This window comes from Shewanella sp. ISTPL2 (genome assembly GCF_013283205.1).
Lineage (GTDB): Bacteria > Pseudomonadota > Gammaproteobacteria > Enterobacterales > Shewanellaceae > Shewanella > Shewanella oncorhynchi.
The window spans coordinates 698,262-719,975 of sequence record NZ_JAAPAV010000001.1; the positions used below are offsets into that span (position 1 = coordinate 698,262).

A 21,714-nucleotide genomic window follows, 5' to 3' on the forward strand; every position below is an offset into this window, starting at 1 on the left:
GCCAAACGCGCGATTATACCTGTAAATCTACGGCGATAAAACTGCCAAATGTTGACTACCACTATCCGAATCACTTACCCGCATCCATTAGCGATAAATCTAATGCGGCAAATTTAGAGGAACGGCGTGATATCACCCGCGCCTTCACGTAAAATCTCGGCGCCATCTTCAGACATATCAATCACAGTCGTTGGCTTTTCGCCTAAATAACCACCGTGGATAATCACATCCACTTGATGCTCGAGCAAATCACGAATTTGTTCAGGATCAGACTCGGCAAATTCTGCATTCGGCATCACTAAACTGGTCGACATCAGCGGCGCATCTAAGGCTTCAAGTAACGCCAGTGCGATCACATTGTCGGGCACACGAATACCTATGGTCTTTTTCTTGTCATTTTGTAAGCGACGCGGTACTTCTTTAGTCGCTTTGAAAATGAACGTATAAGGCCCAGGCGTGCAACTTTTTAGGATGCGATACGCCTGATTATCCACTTTAGCGTAAGTCGCAAGTTCGGATAAATCGCGGCACATCAAGGAAAAGTTATGATCGTTCTCAATTTGACGAATTCTCGCCATCCGCGTCATCGCGTCTTTCTCACCAATCAGGCAGCCTAAGGCATAGCCTGAATCGGTGGGATAAACAATCACACCGCCGCTTTTCAATACGGCGACCGCCTGACTAATAAGCCGCGTTTGCGGATTTACTTCATGTACATAAAAAAACTGACTCATGGTCGTTCCATCCAAGATTCCGATTGCCAGACCCAATCAATACCTTGGGGCTGATACAGATTTTTACCTAATTCTATCCAATTGCTCGGAAAGTGAAAATCACTCCCTATCGATGCAAGCAACTGGTTTTGGACACTCAGCGCCACAAGATTGGCCCTGTCGTCTAATGTTTGCTGGCCAAGTACCACTTCCATGGCATCTCCACCCGCTTCTTTATATTCGCGCACTAAGCGCTTAAGCCACTTTGCCGATAACTTATAACCACTGGGATGCGCCAACACGGCTAACCCACCTGCGTTATGAATGATATCGATGGCGCTGGCCATATCACCCCAATTATTGGGGACATAACCGGTTTTACCACGGGCAAGGTAGCGTTTAAAGACGCTCGGCATATCCACAGCATGACCATTTTCAGCCATCCAGCGAGCGTAATGTCCACGGCTCAATGCCGCATCACCCGCCAACGCCTTAGCACCTTCGTAGGCACCTTCAATGCCAGCTTTAGCTAATCTATGACCAATTTCTTGAGCACGTAATTCACGTAATTCACGCTGGTTTTCTAAAAATGCTAATAACGCTGGATTATCAGCATCGAAGTTAAGCGCCACTATGTGGATATCGTAACTGTTCCAGCGAGTAGAGATTTCCACGCCAGAAATCAATTTCAATGGAGTAGCTTGTGCCTGATTAAAGGCACGGGCTTCAGGTAAACCAGCCACTGTGTCGTGATCGGTAATGGCAAATAACTGCACACCCTTTTCAAGGGCTCTTGCCACCAATTCAGACGGCGTTAATTGACCGTCTGATGCGGTCGTGTGGCTATGTAGATCAGCCAATATGCTTTGAGTATTCATGGCGCTATTGTACGCGAACTTGTTAACAAATGCGCTGTTATCTCGTATTTTGTGGCTGAGTAACATCAATTTTATGCATCATTGCAGCGAATAAATCGCAGGAAGTGAAAAATATTCAATTGACATTCAGCTCCAGCTAAGGTTTTCTATACACCAATTGACTGAATTAGCGAGACCCTTTTGAATGACACACATTAACGCTTCATTAAACATCATTTGGTGGTGGCACTTCCCAACGTAGCGGGTGGTGTGAAGCTCTGTGCTCATTTGAAAGTGACCAGAATCAACAAGAAGCCCGCAGAAATGCGGGCTTTTTTGTTAGGTGCGAAAAATGTCGGCAGACTCGGGTAAAAAAATTAAGAAAGCGAGATAACTCATGATGTTAAAGACATTTTATAAGGTAGCTGGAATATGAACATGCCCAAACAGACATTCGCACGCTCAAGCACACTCAAGGCGGCATTAACCTACCACAGCGATCCACTACGCTTATATCAGCACATCACCCAAGATGCGCCCCATACTATGTTGCTCGAATCGGCCGAAATCGACAGTAAAGATCACTTAAAAAGCATGGTGATGACCCATGCCGCCATGATGATCCGCTGTGACGGTTATCAGCTGACCTTCACTGCACTGACCGACAATGGCGCGAGCTTACTTGCTCCCATCGCGCTATTTTTCAGTACTGCTGTCAATGTAGCCCGAGATAACTTGACCTTAGTGGTGACGCTGCAAAAAGACACTCAGCTGCAGGATGAAGATGCGCGCTTAAAATCGACCTCGCCACTCGATGGTCTGCGGATGTTTATCCAGCAGATTGATTGTGGCGCTCATACTGGCAGCCAGACTAAACCCGCCTTTGAGGATCTGTTTTTAGGTGGCGTACTGGCCTACGACTTGATTGATACCGTCGAACCACTGCCAGCCGTACCGAACCGCGATAACGATTGCCCTGATTACCTATTTTACCTCGCTGAAACCTTAATCCTTATCGATCATAAACTTAAACAAGCCGACATCATTACCCATAACTTCAGTCACGATTCAGCTCAATATGCCACCATCACCGCAACGCTAAGTGAGCGGGTACAAAGTTTAACTGCAGAGTGTAAAACCCTCGGTAATTCACCTGCCGATATACCGACACTGGTCGCCATCGACGCAACTGAGCAAGTCAATATTTCCGATGAGGTGTTCAAACAAACCATTATCGATTTGAAAGAACACATTATTGCGGGCGATATTTTCCAAGTAGTGCCATCCCGTAGCTTTAGTTTGCCTTGCCCGAATACTTTAGGGGCTTATCGTGCCCTGCGCCTGACGAACCCTAGCCCTTACATGTTTTATTTCAGAGGCCAAGATTTCACGCTTTTTGGTGCCTCACCAGAAAGTGCGCTCAAATTTGATGCCAGCAGTAATCAGGTGGAAGTCTATCCGATTGCTGGCACCCGTAAACGCGGTAAAACCGCCACGGGCGAGATTGATTTTGACTTAGACAGCCGTATTGAACTTGAACTGCGTTTAGATAAAAAAGAACTGTCGGAACACTTAATGCTGGTCGATTTAGCGCGCAACGATATCGCACGCATCAGCCAAAGCGGCAGCCGCAAAGTCGCCGAACTATTAAAAGTTGACCGTTATTCCCATGTGATGCACCTCGTCAGCCGTGTAACGGGTCAACTGCGCCAAGATTTAGATGCCCTGCATGCTTATCAGGCCTGTATGAATATGGGCACATTAGTGGGCGCACCAAAAGTACGTGCATCACAACTGGTACGCCAAGCAGAAAAAGCCCGTCGCGGCAGCTATGGCGGCGCTGTGGGTTACCTTAATGCCCTTGGAGACATGGACACTTGCATCGTGATCCGCTCCGCCTTTGTTAAAAATGGTACCGCCTTTATTCAAGCGGGCGCTGGCGTGGTATTTGATTCTGATCCCCAAAGCGAGGCTGATGAAACCCGTCAAAAAGCCCAAGCCGTGATTTCGGCCATCAAAATGGGCGCTGGACTGCTAGTAACTGAATCACCAGTGAATGAATCGTCAGCCCAATCCACTTCAGCACAATCCTCTTCAGCACAATATAAATAGGAGCCAAACATGAAACTCTATCTACTCGATAACTTTGACTCCTTTACCTATAACTTAGTGGATCAATTTCGCAGCCTTGGCTGTGAAGTGGTGATTTACCGCAACGATGTTGCCGCCGATTATATCGCTGAAAAACTGCTTAACGAACAAGAGCCTGCAGCCCTCGTGTTATCACCAGGACCAGGTGCACCCCATGAGGCAGGTTCTATGATGGCACTTATCGCCAAAGTTGCGGGTAAGGTGCCTATGCTGGGTATCTGCCTTGGGCATCAAGCCATGGTGGAATATTACGGCGGCACAGTGGCACGCGCACCTTTTGTGGTACACGGCAAGGCAAGCCCGACTTTCCATGACGGTACTGGCGTATTTGCCAGTTTGCCCTCTCCCCTGCCCGTTGCCCGCTATCACAGTCTCGTCGCCACTCAAGTGCCGGATTGCCTGCAAGTGATCGCAACCACTGAAGATATGCCTATGGCGATTTTGCACCCTGAGCATAAAGCCGTTGGGTTTCAGTTCCACCCAGAATCAATTCTGACGACGTTGGGCAGCACACTGCTCATTCAAACCTTGGCATTTCTGACCCAAGACATGACAGTAGGAGTAAATGCATGAGTACAAACAATATTCAGCCTTTACTCGACCTTTTATACCAAGGTAAGAGTTTAAGTCGCGAGCACACCTTTGAGATTTTTAGCGCGTTAATTCGCGGTGAAATGAGTGAAGCCACTATGGCTGGCATGTTAGTCGCGCTCAAGATGCGCGGCGAAACCATTGATGAAATCAGCGGCGCCGCCGATGCGATGCGCGCCGCCGCCAAGACGTTTCCCTACTCGAATGGCGATAACCTTAGCAATGGAATCGTTGACATAGTTGGCACGGGTGGCGATGGCTTTAATACCATTAATATTTCCACCACTGCGGCCTTTGTTGCCGCGGCGGCGGGCGCCAAGGTCGCCAAACACGGCAATCGTAGCGTGTCGAGTAAATCGGGTTCATCGGATCTTTTGGCGCAGTTTGGCATTGACTTAACCATGTCACCAGACACCGCCAGTCGTTGCCTCGACGCATTGAACCTGTGCTTTTTATTTGCGCCCCACTACCACGGCGGAGTAAAACATGCGGGGCCGGTCAGGCAAGCACTGAAAACGCGCACTTTATTCAATGTGTTAGGGCCACTTATCAATCCTGCCCGCCCCGAATTTATGTTACTTGGCGTGTATAGCCCTGAGTTAGTCTTACCGATAGCGAAAGTATTAAAGGCGCTTGGCACAAAACGCGCTATGGTAGTGCACGGCAGTGGTTTAGATGAAGTCGCGCTGCACGGCAACACCCAAGTGGCCGAATTAAAAGACGGCGACATCATAGAGTATCAACTCACGCCCGCCGATTTAGGTGTGCCTTTAGCACAAATCAGTGACTTAGAAGGCGGCGAACCCGCGCAGAATGCCTTGATCACCGAGGCAATTTTAAAAGGTTACGGCACAAATGCGCATGCCAATGCGGTCGCCATCAATGCCGGTTGTGCTTTATATGTGTGTGGGATTGCTGATTCAGTGAAAACAGGAACCTTACTTGCGCTCAGTACCATACAAAGCGGTAAAGCCTTTGAATTGTTAAGCCAATTAGCTAAAGTCAGCAGTGAAACAAAGGAATAAGTGGCAATGACTCAAGAACTGATAACAGATAGCCAAGATATGAGAACTCAGCCACAGGCAGCAACAAACCCTATGCCAAAAAGTAATGTGTTAACCCGTATTGTCGATACCAAAGCGGCCCATATTGCCGCACTGAAACTGCGTTTTCCTGAGGCCAGTCTGTCGCCAAAAATCTCTGACCGCAGTTTATTTGCCGCACTCAAGGCGCCCAAGGCGGGTTACATTTTAGAATGTAAAAAAGCCAGCCCGTCCAAAGGGCTTATCCGCGATGTGTTTGATGTAGAAGCCATTGCCGATATTTACGGAAAATATGCGGCGGGCATTTCGGTATTAACCGACGAGCAGTTTTTCCAAGGGGATATGGACTATATCCCTAAGGTGCGCGCTCGGGTGAACCAACCGATTCTGTGTAAAGATTTTTTTGTCGATGAATACCAAATTAAACTCGCTGCTCACCAAGGCGCCGATGCCATTCTGCTGATGCTATCCGTACTCGATGATGCGCAATATCAACGTCTGGCGAAAGAAGCCGCTAAGTATCAACTCGATGTGCTGACCGAAGTCAGTAATGAAGAGGAACTTAAACGCGCCATCGCATTAGATGCGCCGATTATTGGGATCAATAACCGTAACTTAAGGGATTTGAGTACCGATCTCGCTACCACAGAGGCCTTAGCGCCACACATTAGCAGCGACCGCGTGGTGATCAGCGAATCTGGTATCTACAACAATCAGCAAGTACGCCGCCTGAGTCCACTGGTTGATGGTTTCCTCGTCGGTAGTTCGATAATGGCCGAGGCTGATATCGACTTAGCCTGCCGTAAATTGATCTTCGGTCACAATAAAGTCTGCGGCCTCACCCGCATGGAAGATATTCGCGCCGCGGCAACGTCAGGTGCCGTCTATGCCGGGCTGATTTTTGCTGAAAAATCCCCGCGCGCATTAACCCTTAATGCAGCTGAACAATTGCTCAGGGAATATCGCGCATCCGCGGCTCCCGCCATTGAATTCGTCGGTGTGTTTGTTAATGCCGCGCCAAGCACCATTACGGATACCGCAGCCAGTTTGCAGTTATCTGCCGTACAGCTGCATGGCACTGAAACTGAACTTGAAATCGCACAACTCGCAGAGCGACTTGAGCAAGCGGGACTCACTACTCAAATTTGGAAAGCCGTCAGCGTCGATGCGCAAACGGGTGAGCTTGGTAACTTACCTCAGGGAGCATCGCGATATCTCTTTGATAGTAAAACGGCAGACCAATTTGGCGGCTCGGGCCAAGCCTTTAATTGGCAAAATATTGATGTAAAATCCCTCTGCCCACAAAAGGCCTATGCCATGTTGGCGGGCGGACTCAACGCCGACAATGCGGCCAGTGCCAATGCCCAAGGATTTTACGGTTTAGATTTTAATTCTGGCCTAGAAACCGCCGCAGGAATTAAATCGGCGCAACTGATCCAAACGGCTTTTGCCCATTTACGTCTCTAGCCTATCGCGCTAAGCAAGAAGCCCTAGATGCTGTTGGTGCTCGACAAGAGTGATGCTCAACAAACAATATGAACCTATTAATGCCAGTGGCCAAATAGATAACGGCTCAGTTAACACTATGATGCGGTTAACCCCAAGACGCTATTAGCACCATCAAGCCACTGACAAACTGATTGATAAGATAAGGAAAAAGGTATGTCAAAGTTAAAGCTTAACCCTTATTTCGGCGAATACGGCGGCATGTATGTGCCACAGATTTTAGTGCCAGCCCTTAAGCAATTAGAAACTGCCTTTGTGGAAGCGCAGGAAGATGACGACTTTAAAGCCGAATTTACCGATTTACTGAAAAACTACGCGGGTCGCCCAACAGCACTCACCTTAACCCGCAATTTAAGCCCAAATCCTATGGTGAAAATCTACCTTAAACGGGAAGATTTACTCCACGGCGGCGCCCATAAAACCAACCAAGTGTTAGGCCAAGCCCTGCTTGCTAAACGCATGGGTAAAAAAGAAATTATTGCTGAAACCGGCGCAGGACAACACGGCGTTGCCACCGCCCTTGCCTGCGCGCTGTTAGGCTTAAAATGTAAAGTCTATATGGGTGCCAAAGACGTTGCGCGCCAATCACCGAACGTATTTAGAATGCGTTTGATGGGCGCAGAAGTGATCCCTGTCACCTCAGGTTCTGCCACCCTAAAAGATGCCTGTAACGAGGCGATGCGCGACTGGTCTGGCAGCTACGAAAAAGCCCACTATCTTCTGGGCACAGCTGCGGGGCCACATCCGTTCCCAACCATAGTGCGTGAATTCCAACGCATTATTGGCGAAGAAACCAAGAAGCAAATGCTGGAACGTGAAGGTCGCCTGCCCGATGCCGTTATCGCCTGTGTGGGCGGCGGTTCCAACGCTATCGGCATGTTTGCTGATTTTATCGACGAACCAAGTGTCGAACTGATTGGCGTCGAACCTGCGGGTAAAGGCATAGACACGCCAATGCACGGCGCGCCGCTTAAACACGGTAAGACTGGTATTTTCTTCGGCATGAAAGCGCCTTTGATGCAAGACAGCGAAGGGCAAATCGAAGAATCTTACTCGATTTCAGCCGGATTGGACTTCCCCTCCGTTGGCCCGCAGCACGCGCATCTTAATGCCACTGGCCGCGCCCGTTATGAATCGGCTACCGACGATGAAGCCTTAGAAGCCTTCCAACAACTGGCGCGCTGTGAAGGGATTATCCCCGCATTAGAATCAGCGCATGCTATCGCCTATGCCGTCAAAATGGCGCGCGAGTGCACCAAAGAAACCATTTTAGTGGTCAATCTTTCCGGTCGTGGCGACAAAGATATTTTCACCGTTTCTGACATTTTGAATGGTAAAGAGGTATAACGAACATGAGTGATACATTGACTAACCCAGGCCTTTACCAAGCGGCCCGTTACCAAGCCACCTTTGCCAAACTCAACGCCGAAGGCCGTGGCGCTTTTGTCCCCTTCGTCACCCTTGGCGATCCTAGCCCTGAGTTATCGCTAAAAATTATCGATACCTTAGTGCAAAACGGCGCCGATGCCTTAGAACTGGGCTTTCCGTTTTCCGATCCCTTGGCCGATGGCCCAGTGATCCAAGGCGCTAACCTGCGTTCTTTAGCCGCAGGCACGACTCCAACGGCGTGTTTTGAATTACTGGCACAAGTGCGTGCTAAATATCCTGAACTTCCAATCGGTTTGCTGCTGTATGCGAACTTGGTGTTTGCTAACGGCATAGATGCGTTTTACGCCAAAGCGCAGCAAGCGGGTGTGGATTCAGTACTTATCGCCGATGTGCCAGTGGAAGAATCAGCGCCCTTTAGCGAAGCCGCTAAAGCACATGGTATTGCGCCGATTTTTATCGCGCCGCCCAATGCTGACAGTGAAACCCTGGAGCAAGTGAGTAAAAGTGGTGAAGGTTACACCTATCTCTTATCCCGCGCAGGAGTCACAGGCACAGACACGAAAGCTGGCGTGCCGGTAGAGGAAATTTTATCTAAATTAAAAGCCTTTAACGCCCCGCCACCGCTCCTCGGTTTTGGTATTGCCGAGCCTTCACAGGTAAGCGCCGCCATCAAAGCGGGCGCTGCGGGGGCGATTTCTGGCTCTGCCGTAGTAAAAATCATCGAAACCCACCAGCACGATGAAGTTAAGCTACTTGCAACGCTTGGGGAATTTACTCGCACAATGAAGGCTGCAACCTAAGCGAGTCTTGATTTAAATAATCCAATATAAATCAAGAATTCAATTACAAATAAAATAAGTGAGGTAGACTCGTCGCCTCGCTTATTTTGTTTATATTTACCAAGCTCTATGTTTACTCAGCCTTTATCTCCCTCAAACACTATCTATCAAGGCAATACTGACACTCACGCAGAACTACACTGACAGCGTATTTATTTAGTCACAGTTCCTCGATAGAATGCCCTATCGAAGAAAAACGGACTTTTTATGCAGTATCGGATCTATATTCTCGAATTAACGCCTTGGGGCTGTGGTTTTGAAGGTGAAGTTACAGGTAAATGCGATAATGGTGCACCAATTTGGTTTTACTACCAAGGTAGCGATCAGCAGGCCGAAATTCGCTTTCCGGTTAACCAATGGGTCACAGTTGAATTGCTTGGCCGATTAGCAAGTGCAAGTCTTCAAGCTGATATGATTAAACAAACGCCACACCAGCATCTGAAGTTTCCGCTGCATAACTGTCACTTTGAAGCTTCAGGACAAATCATCGACATCAGCCAAACACCCGAAGATACAATTTACCTGTTGCAATCAAACCTACCGCTCCCCTTTGATAATGAACTTGGGAAATCCCCTATTTCGCTAGGCCATTGGGTCAATGTAACAGGCGAGCTTTGGGTAACAAATTGGATGAATTGAGTCGATAAAAAAAGGTATAGTGCTAGCCTGTAACAAATCATTCGCCTGATACATATCCATTAGAGGATCCGATGACCATTTCTAAATCTTTACCCGATAACAAACCTCGTACTTTTTTGGGAACACCCAAATTACCGGCCAAGTATGCCACTGTGGTGATGCCATTTTTTCTCTCTATTCTCATGAGTTGTATCGTTTCTGGGATCAGCACTTTCAATGGCGTTGGCGCTTCACCGCAATTTCTCGAACTCTGGCTCGGCGCTTGGCTGATCTCATGGGTTGTCGCCTTTCCGACACTGCTGATGGTGTTACCTTTGGTGCGTAAAATCACAGCTCATTTTGTCGATTTACGCTAGTTTTACGACTTAATCTTCCGATTTAACTATTTTATTTCAAAGCCGTTTTAGGACGGCTTTATCTTGAACTCCTTCTCTTATGCGTACAGCGACTAAAAATTACATCGATAATTGCTCGATCTGTTACCCTGCCCATATTCACTTAAACTAAAACAGTACGACCTACATCATACCAATCGTATTAAATCAAAGCGCTCATTGAGCCCCCTGTCCACGCTTTACAATGGATTTACACTGACCGTTTAGCGGCACCTATGTTTATTGTATAAGGATGACATGACTCCCACCTAAATCAATTTTCCTCTGCTCTCGAACCAACTCAAGCATGAATGTAACGCACTGTATTTATATATTTTATAAAAATAGAGCTCGTAAAATCCTAAATGATACATCCCCAAAACGCTGCCTAATTATCACTCCTTTATCATTTACTTATTTGTACCATTAACCGTATCTGCCCCCCTTATTTATCAGTTAAAAGTATTAACCTACAGCCCTACACAAATGAGAATGGTTTGCATTTGAATATTTTCACATGCTAATTTACCTACCGTTGTCGGGACAGAGACAGCAGGAAATGGCCTAAGGACTGAGCTAAAAATAGTGAGTTGATCAACGCAAGATAAATAGCCAAACAGTCTATTTTGATAACCGCATTCACTTTGGTTTGCGTCCTTAGGTAACTGATTACTGGATCGGCAACACGCAGCAGCATGTTGCCAAGGAGGCGTAAGTGAGTACACAGCAAAGAGAAATGGATCGCGAAATCTTTGATCTACTTGGCATAGGCATTGGCCCATTCAATCTTGGCCTCGCCGCCTTATCAGAACCTATTGACGGCTTTAACTGCTTATTTTTAGATGCTAAAACCAGTTTTGACTGGCATCCAGGCATGCTACTCAAATCCTCAAGATTGCAAACACCCTTTATGTCGGATCTGGTGACTATGGCCGATCCCACCAGCCGCTACAGTTACCTTAATTTTGCCAAGCAAACGGGCAGACTTTATCCCTTTTATATTCGTGAGAATTTCTTTTTACCTCGCCACGAATACAACTTGTATTGCCAATGGGTGAGCCAACAACTCAGCAACCTTAAATTTGGTTTTAAGGTCACTCAAGTGGATTACAACGCAGGTGAAAGTATTTATCGAGTTACAGGTTTTGATAGGCGCAGTGGTAAAACCCATACCTATCAATGCCGAAAGCTAGTGCTAGGCACTGGCACTGAACCTTATCTACCAAAGGATTGCCCAATCCAAGATGCACGGGTCATGCATACCGCCAGTTATATGCAGCAAAAAACCTACCTGCAGAGTCAGAGTGCCATCACAGTAATTGGTAGTGGCCAGAGTGCGGCGGAAGTGTTTTACGATCTACTGCAAGATATTGATACCTATGGTTATCAACTCAATTGGATGACACGATCAGCGCGTTTTTATCCCTTGGAATATACCAAGCTTACTTTAGAGATGACCTCGCCAGATTATGTCGATTACTTCCACGAGTTGACCCCTAATCAAAGATGCTCACTGATCGCCAGCCAGAAACAACTCTACAAAGGAATAAATTCTGAGCTGATAAACGACATTTACGATTTGTTATATCAAAAGCGCCTATTGGCCGATTTTCAATGCCGACTGATGACGAATGCGGCGCTGACTCATATCGAGCCCCAAGCCAATATGCTCAAGTTGCATTTCCACCACAATGAAAAAAATCACACCTTTGAGCAAGAAACGGGCGCCGTCATTTTAGGCACAGGTTACCACTATCGTTTACCCGAGTTTATCAGTGGTATTAAACAACAAGTCGAATTCGATGACGCCGGACAACTTAGCGTGCAGCGTGATTACAGCATAGATATTCGAGGGGATATTTTTGTCCAGAATGTCGGTTTGCATACCCATGGGATAAGCTCTCCAGATCTGGGTATGGGCTGTTATCGCAACGGCACCATCTTAAAAGCTGTGCTCGGTTATGCGCCCTACCACATTGAGGAACATATCGCGTTTCAAACCTTCGATCCAGCCAAACTTGCCAGTCATCAGCCCTGCGGCGCCAATGCAATTAACACGTTGGATCTTAATCCAAGACATTTTCCTAAGGCGCCACACAGAAAAACTCAAGTTGATGCGCCACAAACTATCCCTCCAACCAAGATTCCAAGTTCTGGCGCAAGTTCAACCGTGAGTTCAGGCGCGGGAACCAATATGCCGGTTTTAATGGCGCCGAACCAGGAGGCATAATAATGGCAAGCCAATTTAGTAACCATTGTTTAACGCAACTATGTTTAACGCAACTATCCGCTATTTCGAGCATTAATGGTTTTCAGTTCAGAGCGTTAGACCTTACACAAGACATTCCAACACTACAGTCTTGGTTTAACCAAGATTACGCCAAGTTTTGGGGTATGCAGGGCTTGAACCTTGATGCCATAAAAAATCTGTTAGCAACAACAGAACACAAGTTTGTCTTGATAGGTGAATGGCAGGCCAAAGCGCTATTTATGGTGGAACTCTACGATCCCGTCCACGATGAAGTCGGTCAGCACTATCGTGTTGCGCCGGGTGATTGTGGTATGCATCTCATTATCGCGCCGCCAGATGGTAAACCCGTCAGCGGCTTATCCTTGAAGGTGATGGATGCGATAGCGCAGCTCGTGCTTGAAAAACTGGCCTTTAATCGCCTGGTGGTTGAACCCGATCAACTCAATAGCAAAATTCATCGCTTAAATAGCCTGATAGGCATTCGCTATGAAAAAGCAATTCAATTAAGCACTAAAACGGCTTTCCTCGGATTTTGCACTGCGGCCCAGCGCCTTCGACCATCGAGCACGCCCTCTTTGACGAGTCTAGCCCAAACAACCTCAGCCCTGCCAAGCTCAGATCAGTCAATGCCTGCTCTGCCAAACTTAGCAGAACAATACTTAGCAAGCCCAACCCTAGCAAAGCCAAGCTCGCACGCGGCATCTGCAATCTCTCCCATGACATTATCGACTCTTCAGGTGAATTAGATGAACTTACCCACAAAAGCCTTATTAATGAAACCATTGCCAACGCAAGATCATCATGCTCAAGCAGTACATGCTCAACAAAGCTCGGCGCTATCGACAACATCAACTTCTATGCCAGAACATTTGACTCCCGCCTATTGGCAAGCGGCTAATCGTCATTTAGTGAAGAAAATCCTCTGCGAATTCACCCACGAGAAGCTCATTACGCCGACCCTGTACGGGCAAAAAGCGGGGCTCAATCACTATGAACTGCGGCTCAAAGACAGCACTTATTATTTTAGTGCGCGGCACTATCAGCTCGATCATCTTGCTATCGATGCTGATTCCATCCGCGTTTCACTTGCAGGACAAGAGCAAATCCTTGATGCGATGTCGCTGATCATTTCCCTTAAAAATGACTTAGGGATCAGCGAAACCTTACTACCAACCTATTTAGAAGAAATCACCAGCACCCTTTACAGCAAGGCGTACAAGTTAGCGCATCAGGCGATCCCCGCCGCCACGCTGGCGCGAGCTGATTATCAGAGCATAGAAGCGGGTATGACAGAAGGCCATCCGGTGTTTATTGCCAATAATGGCCGGATTGGTTTTGATATGCAGGATTACCGTCAATTTGCCCCTGAAAGCGCGATGCCGATGCAGTTAGTCTGGCTTGGAGTCCGCAAAAACAAAACCACGTTTGCCGCCCTCGAAAACTTGAGTCACAACGCATTACTAAAGGAAGAGCTTGGCCAGCAGTTCACTGACTTCCAACAACGTCTTAAAACCCAGCAGCATGATCCACAGGACTTCTACTTTATGCCTGTGCACCCTTGGCAGTGGCGTGAAAAAATCGCCCGCGTCTTTGCCGGCGATATAGCCCGTGGCGATCTGGTTTATCTTGGCGAAGGGAGTGAACAGTACCAAGTACAGCAATCGATACGCACTTTCTTCAATCTTGCATCACCGCAAAAGTGCTACGTCAAAACCGCGCTGTCTATCCTAAATATGGGCTTTATGCGTGGTCTATCGCCTCTTTACATGAGCTGCACACCGCAAATTAATGCGTGGGTTGCAAACTTGGTTGAAAACGATCCTTACTTTGCCCAACAAGGCTTTGTGATCCTTAAGGAAATTGCCGCCATAGGTTACCACCACCATTATTACGAGCAGGCGCTCACCCAAGATAGCGCCTACAAAAAAATGCTCTCTGCCCTGTGGCGCGAAAGCCCACTGCCACACATTGAGCCTAAACAAAATCTGATGACCATGGCTGCGCTACTGCATACGGATCATGAAGATAAGGCCCTTATTGCAGCCTTGATAGCCGCCTCAGGCTTACCAGCAAAGGATTGGGTCAGTCGCTACTTAAACCTGTATTTATCGCCGCTGTTACATGCCTTTTTTGCCTACGATCTGGTCTTTATGCCGCACGGGGAAAACCTGATCTTAGTGCTCGATGAATACGTGCCAGTCAAGATTTTAATGAAAGACATAGGTGAAGAAGTCGCGGTACTCAATGGCGCGAAGCCGCTACCTGATGATGTAAAACGCCTTGCAGTAAGCATTGAAGAAGAGATGAAGCTTAACTACATCTTACTGGATATTTTTGACTGTATTTTCCGCTACTTAGCACCGCTGCTCGATGAGCAAACCAGTGTCAGTGAAAGCCAATTCTGGGAGTTAGTGGCGGACAATGTACGTGATTACCAAGCCCAGCATCCACATTTGGCCGACAAGTTTGCCCAATACGATCTGTTTAAGGACAGCTTTGTACGCACGTGCCTCAATCGTATCCAATTGAATAATAACCAGCAAATGATAGACCTCGCCGACAGGGAGAAAAACCTGCGTTTCGCCGGCGGCATCGACAATCCCTTGGCGGCCTTTAGACAAAGCCATGCCTTTAAGCGCCCTATGCTTAGCAGCGCTGAGCAAAGGAAACGTTAACACACCACAAAGTGGATAACCCCGAAACTTTAGCATGGGCCAATGTTGGCCCAGCTTGTTTAACCCCCAACCTAAACGGAATTAAAGATCAACATTATGAAGACTTTTCCTCTCTCCAGCATCGCACTCGTCTGTCGGCAAGCCCTCGTTAACCCGAAGCTATTGCTGTGCTCAGCCATGTTAGCTACGGTTCCCCATGCCACAGCTGACACTGTCGATGCGGATAGTAAGACTAAAAAGCACCAGAAAGAAATTGAAGTCATCAATGTCATTGGCGCTAAGGACTTACACGACAACCGTTATAAAACCCAAGCGATGAACACGGCAACTGGGCTCGATTTATCCTATCTAGAAACGCCGCAATCGGTCACGTCTATCACCCGCCAAATGATGAACGATCAACAGCTTAATAGTGTCATTGATGCCATGACCAGCGTTGCGGGGATCAATGCCCGCCCAATGGATAACGACAGATACAGTATTAGTGCCCGCGGCATTGCCGTGACCAGCATTTTGTACGATGGCGTGCCAACCACCTACGATACCCGCTTCAACTATGGAGATAATCTGATCGACACCGCCATCTACGAGCGAGTAGAAGTGGTACGCGGCGCAACAGGTTTAATGACAGGTGCAGGTAATCCCTCGGCGGCGATTAACCTTATCCGTAAACGCCCGACTCAAGAGTTTATGGGCAACACCTCGTTAAGTGTGGGCTCATGGAATAATGTGCGCGGTATGGTCGATGTTTCCAGCGGCTTAAATGACTCGGGTTCTGTGCGCGGTCGCGTGGTGGCCGCCTATCAGGATAAAGATTCATTCCAAGACAGGTACGAGCAGCAGCGCACAACGCTATACGGCATAGTCGAAACCGATATTGGCGATAGCACCTTATTCACCCTTGGTGTCGATTACCAAGATGCTACGCCGAGCGGCACTATGTCGGGCGGTTTACCGCTATTTTACAGCGATGGCAGTCGCACTAATTATGATCGTGCCACTTCAACGGCGCCCGATTGGGGCTCGGCGCATACCCAAGGACTCAACACCTTTGCGAGTCTCGAACACAGATTAGATAACGGTTGGAACCTAAAAGGGACTTACACCTACGGCGATAACTCATTGGAGTTCGATGTACTATGGGCCACGGGATATCCTGATCCTGTAACCAATATCGGCGCCACTGCAGGCTCTATCGCCTATGTCGACGGCAGTCGCACCCAACACAATGTGGATTTGCGCGCCGAAGGACAATACCAACTCTTTGGTCAGGAACATCAATTGATGTTTGGCTGGAATGGCCAACGCCAAGAGTTCGCCAATCCCTACTATTATCCCACTGCGGCAGTACCGCCTTTGGGGGATTTTCGCGATCCGAACTTCCAATATCCAAAACCTCAATGGAAGGAAACCTATACCACGGGTTCATTTGGCGAAACCAAACAGAGTGCAGCCTATGTGGCGACTCAGCTTAATCTCAGCGACGCGTTAGCTGTCCTCGTCGGATTACGCCTCAATGAGTGGGAAACCGACCAAGATAATTTTGGCAGCCGTTACGATTTCAACATCAGCAACGAACTCACCACTTACTTCGGCCTCACCTACGCCCTGACCGAGCAATATTCGCTCTATGCCAGTTATACGGATATTTTTGCACCGCAAACTAAGCAAAGAATCGATAAAAGCTACCTAGATCCAGTCAAAGGGAAAAACTACGAAGGCGGGATTAAGGCGAGCCTGTTCGATGAGGCTTTAGATATGTCGCTGTCGGTGTTTGAGATCAGGCAAGACAATGTCGGAGTCAGCACTGGCGATGTGATCCCAGGAACAACAACGCAAGTGTATGAAGGCGTAAACGGTACAAAAACACAGGGATTCGAATTTGAATCGACGGGTAAAATCACTGATGACTGGAATCTTTACTTAGGTTACACCCAGTTCACTAGCGAAGATCCTGAAGGCAAACGTGTCAGTACCACTTCACCACGCCAGCAATTAAAACTCTTCACCACTTATACCTTTGGCGGTGATTGGCATAAATTGCAAATAGGTGCGGGGGTTAACTGGCAGAGCCGCGTCTACCAAACAGTTAATTCGCCACTTGGCAAAGTCGAAGTCGAGCAAGGCTCTTACGCGCTAGCGAGTCTAATGGCGAGTTACGCCTTCACCGAGCAACTTAAGCTCAGCGCAAACCTGCACAACGCCTTAGATAAAAGCTACTACAGCCAAGTCGGTCAATACAGCCAATTCCAATACGGTACGCCGCGAAGTGCCAGCTTAACCTTAGACTATCGCTTCTAAGTCAGATTTATATTGAGATCGTTCGAAAAACCTTGTGAGCCCAAATCTTGGGCTCGCAAGGTAATCATTTACATGGACTTATCGATAACCGCGGCAATCAATCACAGCCATTAAGGAGTCACTATGGCAAGCCAACGGAGAGACACCAGACTGCAAACATTGTGCGATACAGCGCGAAGCCACAACGCGTTGAATCAAACTATTTTGTCACTCAATCAGCTGTTACATCAACGGGCACCCTTCTATGGCGAGCACCTTAGCGCAACGCAGTCACCTACAGGGCTCAGTTTTGATGAATGGAGTAACGTCGATACTTATCAAAAACTCATTGCACGTTTTGCCATCGCACATCCTAGCGCAGAAACTCAGGTTGAAACCGAGGTTAGTAAAACAGCTGCAACCAGCCGAGCGCCCGCTTTCGCCAGTAAAAGCGCCTTAGTCAGTAAAAGCACTACGGCCAGTAGAAAAGACACTCGCAAAGCGCTGCATTCACTTTGGGGTCAATGGTATTTTGGCCTTTTAGTTCCGCCTGTGATGGAGTGGATTTTTAACGCAAAAAAAGCCGATTTCGAGCCTATTCACTGGCAGCCACAGTCCGTTTTTATGCAGGTACACGCCAGTGGCCGAGTGGCAAAATTTGAATTTAACATCGCAAAACCCCAGCCAAATACCGCTTTGGCCTTTAAAAAACACCACGACATCGAGCCACTTTCCCAAATAAACACTAAGCCAAGTTTCAAGACAGACACTAAGGTACACTCGCCATTAACCCCATATAAGCCGCCAGTTGATAAAGAACTCGCCCTACAAGGCCTTATATTAAACTTACTGCAACCGAGTGTTGAGCGCCTACTCACTTTGAGCCCCGTGCCCGCTAAATTATATTGGAGTCACTTAGGCTATCTGATCCACTGGTATCTAGGAGAGTTGGGATTATCTCAGCAACAAAGTCAGCAACTTAAGCAAGCTCTGTTTCGCAGAGCGACCTTTTTTGATGGCACCCAAAATCCACTGTATAACAGCATCAATTTGATTGTTGAACCCAAAGAAGACAGCACAAACATCCAATGTATTCGCCGTACTTGCTGCCTAAGGTATCAACTCGCCAACACTGGCCAATGCCACGATTGCCCACTACTAAGTCGCCCTAACGCTAAGACAAACGCCGCCAAACAAGCACAAGTCTAACTTGCCCATTAAACCCATTTAATGGGCAAGATCGCAATCCTAGGCCCATGGTGCTTTTGCCCTTATGTTGCACATGCTACACTCAAGCCCATGTCTCTTTAACATGATTATTTATGAAACAACTGCTTGATTTCCTGCCCCTCGTCATCTTTTTTGCCGTTTATAAATTTTTCGATATTTATATCGCCAGCGGCGCATTGATCGCAGCCACCGCGCTTCAATTGATCGTGACCTATGCGTTATATAAGAAACTTGAAAAGATGCACTTAATCACCTTTGCGATGGTGACAGTGTTTGGCACACTCACTTTAGTGTTTCACGATGATTCTTTTATCAAGTGGAAAGTGACCATCATCTATAGTTTGTTTGCCATCGCCTTAGGTGTCAGTCAATTGCTCAATAAATCGATATTAAAGTCGATGTTAGGCAAAGAAATGCAAGTAGACGACAAAATTTGGGCTCGCGTAACTTGGTATTGGGTGATCTTTTTCGCCGCTTGTGGCCTAGTCAATATTTATGTCGCCTTTAGTTTGCCATTAGAAACTTGGGTCAATTTTAAAGTGTTTGGTTTAACCGCTTTAACCTTAATTAATACTGTCCTGACCGTATTTTATCTTTATAAACACCTTCCCGAAGATCAACGCAAGGAACTCAAATAATGTGGTATATGATTTCAGCTCAAGATTTTGAGAATAGTTTAGAAAAACGTTTAGCCGCACGCCCAGCCCATTTAGCTCGCCTACAAGCCCTCGCCGATGAAGGTCGTTTACTGATCGCTGGCCCACACCCAGCCATCGACAGTGAAAACCCTGGTGATGCAGGCTTTAGTGGTTCACTGGTTGTCGCAGATTTTGAATCCTTAGTGGCAGCAAAACACTGGGCCGATGCCGATCCCTATATCGAAGCGGGCGTTTACCAAAGTGTTGTGGTTAAACCCTTTAAACGAGTCCTGCCTTAATGAAAATAGTGTCCTTTAACATCAATGGTCTGCGGGCACGCTTGCATCAATTGCAAGCCTTAATCGATAGCCACCAGCCCGACATTATCGGCCTGCAAGAAACCAAAGTGCACGATGAGGCGTTTCCATTAGCCGAAGTCGAAGCCATGGGATATCAAGTGCATTACCACGGCGGTAAAGCTCACTATGGTGTTGCCATGCTGTCTAAAGTCGCACCAGAAAAACTGCAAAAGGGTTTTCCAAGCGATGATGAAGATGCCCAGCGCCGCATGATTATCGGCACATTTACCCAAGCGAATGGTCGTCCATTGACTGTGTTCAACGGCTATTTCCCCCAGGGCGAAAGCATAGACCACCCAACAAAATATCCTGCTAAACGTAAGTTTTATCAGGATTTAATGCACTACTTGCAGACAAATCACAGCAACGATGAAGATATCGCCATCATAGGTGACATCAATATTTCGCCGACCGATTTAGACATAGGTATAGGTGAAGTCAATCGTAAGCGTTGGCTAAAAACCGGCAAATGTAGCTTCCAACCGGAAGAACGTGAGTGGTTGAAAACCTTGCAAGACTGGGGTTTAGTCGACACTTTCCGTCAATTACACCCAGAGCGCATCGAACGTTATTCTTGGTTCGATTACCGCAGCAAAGGGTTCGATGACAACCGCGGCCTGCGAATTGATGTGATTTTAGCAACGCCTTCACTGGCAGCACGTTTAGTCGAATCCGATGTCGATTACGATCTGCGCGGCATAGATAAACCCTCAGATCACGCGCCCATTTGGAGCACGTTCAAAGAGGCTTAATCCGCTAACGTTCGACCATCTTAGTAGATATAAAACATCGGCTTAGGCCGATGTTTTTTTATGGGCGAAACATATTTTATCTTTGTCGTTCGATAAATGGTAAATGAGTCAAGTGTGATACTGAACGTAATTCACTTTTGGACAGATATGTCTTGAAGACGAGTGTTTTGGGATCAATAATTTTAGTTGTGAGGAGTTTAGCGTTTGCTGATATCCACTCACACATGCTTGCCATGGTATTTGCTCGTCGACTCGCAGCCAGTCCATCCGTGAATGCTCGACCGCCCCATCTGATGTGAAAGGATTCACAAATGCCGCGATGGCATGGACGCCAAAGAGCGGCCATGGGCCGGACGGTCGTCTCGCAAATCACCAAGGCTCACCTGTTTAGCATTGGTAAAACCTGTTTGTTTTAAAGAAATAGGTAGTATGCTTTGGGACAAAAGCGTGTTAGGTCATCAGCTATAACAGGTGAATTTCGCATAGAAATTTCTATGGTGTAACGCCTTGCGCAGCTGCATTTTTGGAGTAGAAGCTTTTGTGTTATCAAACAAAAAAGAAGGAACGGAAAAATTTCAGATACAGCAATTTGTTATGTTCGCATTCTGATAATACTATCAACATATTGACGGACCATTATTCAACTTTCACATAGAAGCAATTACATTTACAACTGAAAAGACCAATTTGAGGATCTTTAGGTGTAACTCCCTTACGTTTAGCTTGTGAGTTAGCAACTTCTACAGCGTGCTTAATCTCATTAATTTCTTTGCTAGATAGCCTTCTCGTATGCCCATGTACAGGACATCGTTCTCGTTCTCCATCACCCGATATTCGCTCTCCTGACATATCGATGCCCTCTTTCTAATTTCTACCGCTTTAAACATAACGCCACCAGCAACTGCCGGAGTGAGTTAGAAGCTTTTTTACGTCTTTTTGCAAAAAAGAAGACAGTTTACGGAGGTCAGATTGACTGGCCTTGTTAAACATTTTCGAACTTGAGCGAAAAACCACTGGAAACCCACTCTTTGAAATTTGCCGCCAACAATACCATAGACTCTTTCGTTAAATCGCCGAAAGGTACCCTATAAACTGGCCAGTCTTCTGAGCTTATATTATGTGTGGTATCGAAGACAATTGACTCTCCCCCACCATCTGAACCAATAGCAACCAACCCAGGCAAGTATTGCTCGTAGCAATAGGCTTCTGTTAATTCGGATATCTCTTTAGCGCTCCAGAGCACAACTGAGTCATCTGGTTCTTGCACGCCAATCGGAGTTTCTGCCCCATTAGTTTCAAGCAAGAACTTCTTATACTCACTCGGAAGATCTGTTCCTAACCATTTCTCAAGAACCTGAATTTCTTCAGCACTTGCTGGATTTTCCGGATATTCGAATTTATCTCGATATTTGCTCATAATGCTTAAC

General features: G+C 47.1%; 19 protein-coding genes and 1 other annotated feature. Of the genes, 16 read left to right on the forward strand and 3 right to left on the reverse strand.

All coding sequences use genetic code 11. From position 1 onward, the window contains the following. Nucleotides 1-113: 113 nt before the first annotated feature. Nucleotides 114-734, reverse strand: a complete 621-nt coding sequence (locus tag HUB64_RS03200; RefSeq protein WP_028760994.1) for an L-threonylcarbamoyladenylate synthase — start codon at nucleotides 732-734, stop codon at nucleotides 114-116. Beyond that, complete coding sequence (locus HUB64_RS03205; RefSeq protein WP_131523534.1) at nucleotides 731-1,591, reverse strand: PHP domain-containing protein; 861 nt, start codon at nucleotides 1,589-1,591, stop codon at nucleotides 731-733. Before HUB64_RS03205 ends, HUB64_RS03200 begins: the two co-directional genes overlap by 4 nt. Nucleotides 1,592-1,802: 211 nt before the next feature. Continuing rightward, nucleotides 1,803-1,910: a sequence feature (Trp leader region), on the forward strand. A gap of 98 nt (nucleotides 1,911-2,008) precedes the next feature. Here HUB64_RS03205 and HUB64_RS03210 point away from each other — a divergent pair. From HUB64_RS03210 to xthA, 16 genes are all read left to right on the forward strand, one after another. Continuing rightward, complete coding sequence (locus tag HUB64_RS03210) at nucleotides 2,009-3,682, forward strand: anthranilate synthase component 1 (protein ID WP_173496375.1); 1,674 nt, start codon at nucleotides 2,009-2,011, stop codon at nucleotides 3,680-3,682. A 9-nt stretch (nucleotides 3,683-3,691) separates the two neighbouring features. Beyond that, nucleotides 3,692-4,294, forward strand: coding sequence for an aminodeoxychorismate/anthranilate synthase component II (locus HUB64_RS03215; protein ID WP_173496376.1), 603 nt, complete (start codon nucleotides 3,692-3,694; stop codon nucleotides 4,292-4,294). Further along, nucleotides 4,291-5,337: an anthranilate phosphoribosyltransferase gene (gene trpD / locus HUB64_RS03220; RefSeq protein ID WP_173496377.1), complete on the forward strand. Its 1,047-nt coding sequence runs from the start codon at nucleotides 4,291-4,293 to the stop codon at nucleotides 5,335-5,337. The genes HUB64_RS03215 and trpD overlap by 4 nt, the downstream gene beginning before the upstream one ends. Before the next feature lie 6 nt (nucleotides 5,338-5,343). Continuing rightward, nucleotides 5,344-6,822 (forward strand): bifunctional indole-3-glycerol-phosphate synthase TrpC/phosphoribosylanthranilate isomerase TrpF, encoded by a 1,479-nt coding sequence (gene trpCF, locus HUB64_RS03225; RefSeq protein ID WP_173496378.1) that lies wholly within the window; start codon nucleotides 5,344-5,346, stop codon nucleotides 6,820-6,822. A 195-nt stretch (nucleotides 6,823-7,017) separates the two neighbouring features. Further along, nucleotides 7,018-8,208, forward strand: a complete 1,191-nt coding sequence (trpB, locus tag HUB64_RS03230; RefSeq protein WP_012089560.1) for a tryptophan synthase subunit beta — start codon at nucleotides 7,018-7,020, stop codon at nucleotides 8,206-8,208. A 5-nt stretch (nucleotides 8,209-8,213) separates the two neighbouring features. Next, complete coding sequence (gene trpA / locus HUB64_RS03235; RefSeq protein ID WP_173496379.1) at nucleotides 8,214-9,050, forward strand: tryptophan synthase subunit alpha; 837 nt, start codon at nucleotides 8,214-8,216, stop codon at nucleotides 9,048-9,050. 246 nt (nucleotides 9,051-9,296) lie between these two features. Next, nucleotides 9,297-9,728 carry a glycerate kinase gene (locus tag HUB64_RS03240; RefSeq protein ID WP_173496380.1) on the forward strand — a complete coding sequence of 144 codons (432 nt, stop codon included), beginning with the start codon at nucleotides 9,297-9,299 and terminating at the stop codon, nucleotides 9,726-9,728. 71 nt (nucleotides 9,729-9,799) lie between these two features. Then, complete coding sequence (locus tag HUB64_RS03245; protein ID WP_028761002.1) at nucleotides 9,800-10,084, forward strand: DUF2798 domain-containing protein; 285 nt, start codon at nucleotides 9,800-9,802, stop codon at nucleotides 10,082-10,084. Nucleotides 10,085-10,817: 733 nt separating this feature from the next. After that, nucleotides 10,818-12,332, forward strand: a complete 1,515-nt coding sequence (locus tag HUB64_RS03250; protein WP_173496381.1) for a lysine N(6)-hydroxylase/L-ornithine N(5)-oxygenase family protein — start codon at nucleotides 10,818-10,820, stop codon at nucleotides 12,330-12,332. Nucleotides 12,333-12,334: 2 nt separating this feature from the next. Continuing rightward, complete coding sequence (locus HUB64_RS03255; RefSeq protein ID WP_173496382.1) at nucleotides 12,335-13,099, forward strand: GNAT family N-acetyltransferase; 765 nt, start codon at nucleotides 12,335-12,337, stop codon at nucleotides 13,097-13,099. Further along, the gene (locus HUB64_RS03260; RefSeq protein WP_173496383.1) at nucleotides 13,100-15,028 is read left to right on the forward strand and encodes an IucA/IucC family siderophore biosynthesis protein; all 1,929 of its coding nucleotides are present in this window, start codon (nucleotides 13,100-13,102) and stop codon (nucleotides 15,026-15,028) included. A gap of 96 nt (nucleotides 15,029-15,124) precedes the next feature. Continuing rightward, nucleotides 15,125-17,329: a TonB-dependent siderophore receptor gene (locus tag HUB64_RS03265; RefSeq protein ID WP_173496384.1), complete on the forward strand. Its 2,205-nt coding sequence runs from the start codon at nucleotides 15,125-15,127 to the stop codon at nucleotides 17,327-17,329. A gap of 123 nt (nucleotides 17,330-17,452) precedes the next feature. Further along, entirely contained in the window at nucleotides 17,453-18,517 is a 1,065-nt protein-coding gene (gene fhuF, locus HUB64_RS03270; protein ID WP_173496385.1) for a siderophore-iron reductase FhuF, read from the forward strand. A 113-nt stretch (nucleotides 18,518-18,630) separates the two neighbouring features. Then, nucleotides 18,631-19,176 (forward strand): septation protein A, encoded by a 546-nt coding sequence (locus HUB64_RS03275; RefSeq protein WP_028761007.1) that lies wholly within the window; start codon nucleotides 18,631-18,633, stop codon nucleotides 19,174-19,176. After that, the gene (locus HUB64_RS03280) at nucleotides 19,176-19,475 is read left to right on the forward strand and encodes a YciI family protein (RefSeq protein WP_028761008.1); all 300 of its coding nucleotides are present in this window, start codon (nucleotides 19,176-19,178) and stop codon (nucleotides 19,473-19,475) included. The genes HUB64_RS03275 and HUB64_RS03280 overlap by 1 nt, the downstream gene beginning before the upstream one ends. Next, nucleotides 19,475-20,287: an exodeoxyribonuclease III gene (xthA, locus tag HUB64_RS03285; RefSeq protein ID WP_105252109.1), complete on the forward strand. Its 813-nt coding sequence runs from the start codon at nucleotides 19,475-19,477 to the stop codon at nucleotides 20,285-20,287. The genes HUB64_RS03280 and xthA overlap by 1 nt, the downstream gene beginning before the upstream one ends. A gap of 982 nt (nucleotides 20,288-21,269) precedes the next feature. Here xthA and HUB64_RS03290 read toward each other — a convergent pair. Beyond that, nucleotides 21,270-21,704, reverse strand: a complete 435-nt coding sequence (locus HUB64_RS03290; protein ID WP_173496386.1) for an SMI1/KNR4 family protein — start codon at nucleotides 21,702-21,704, stop codon at nucleotides 21,270-21,272. Nucleotides 21,705-21,714: the final 10 nt, after the last annotated feature.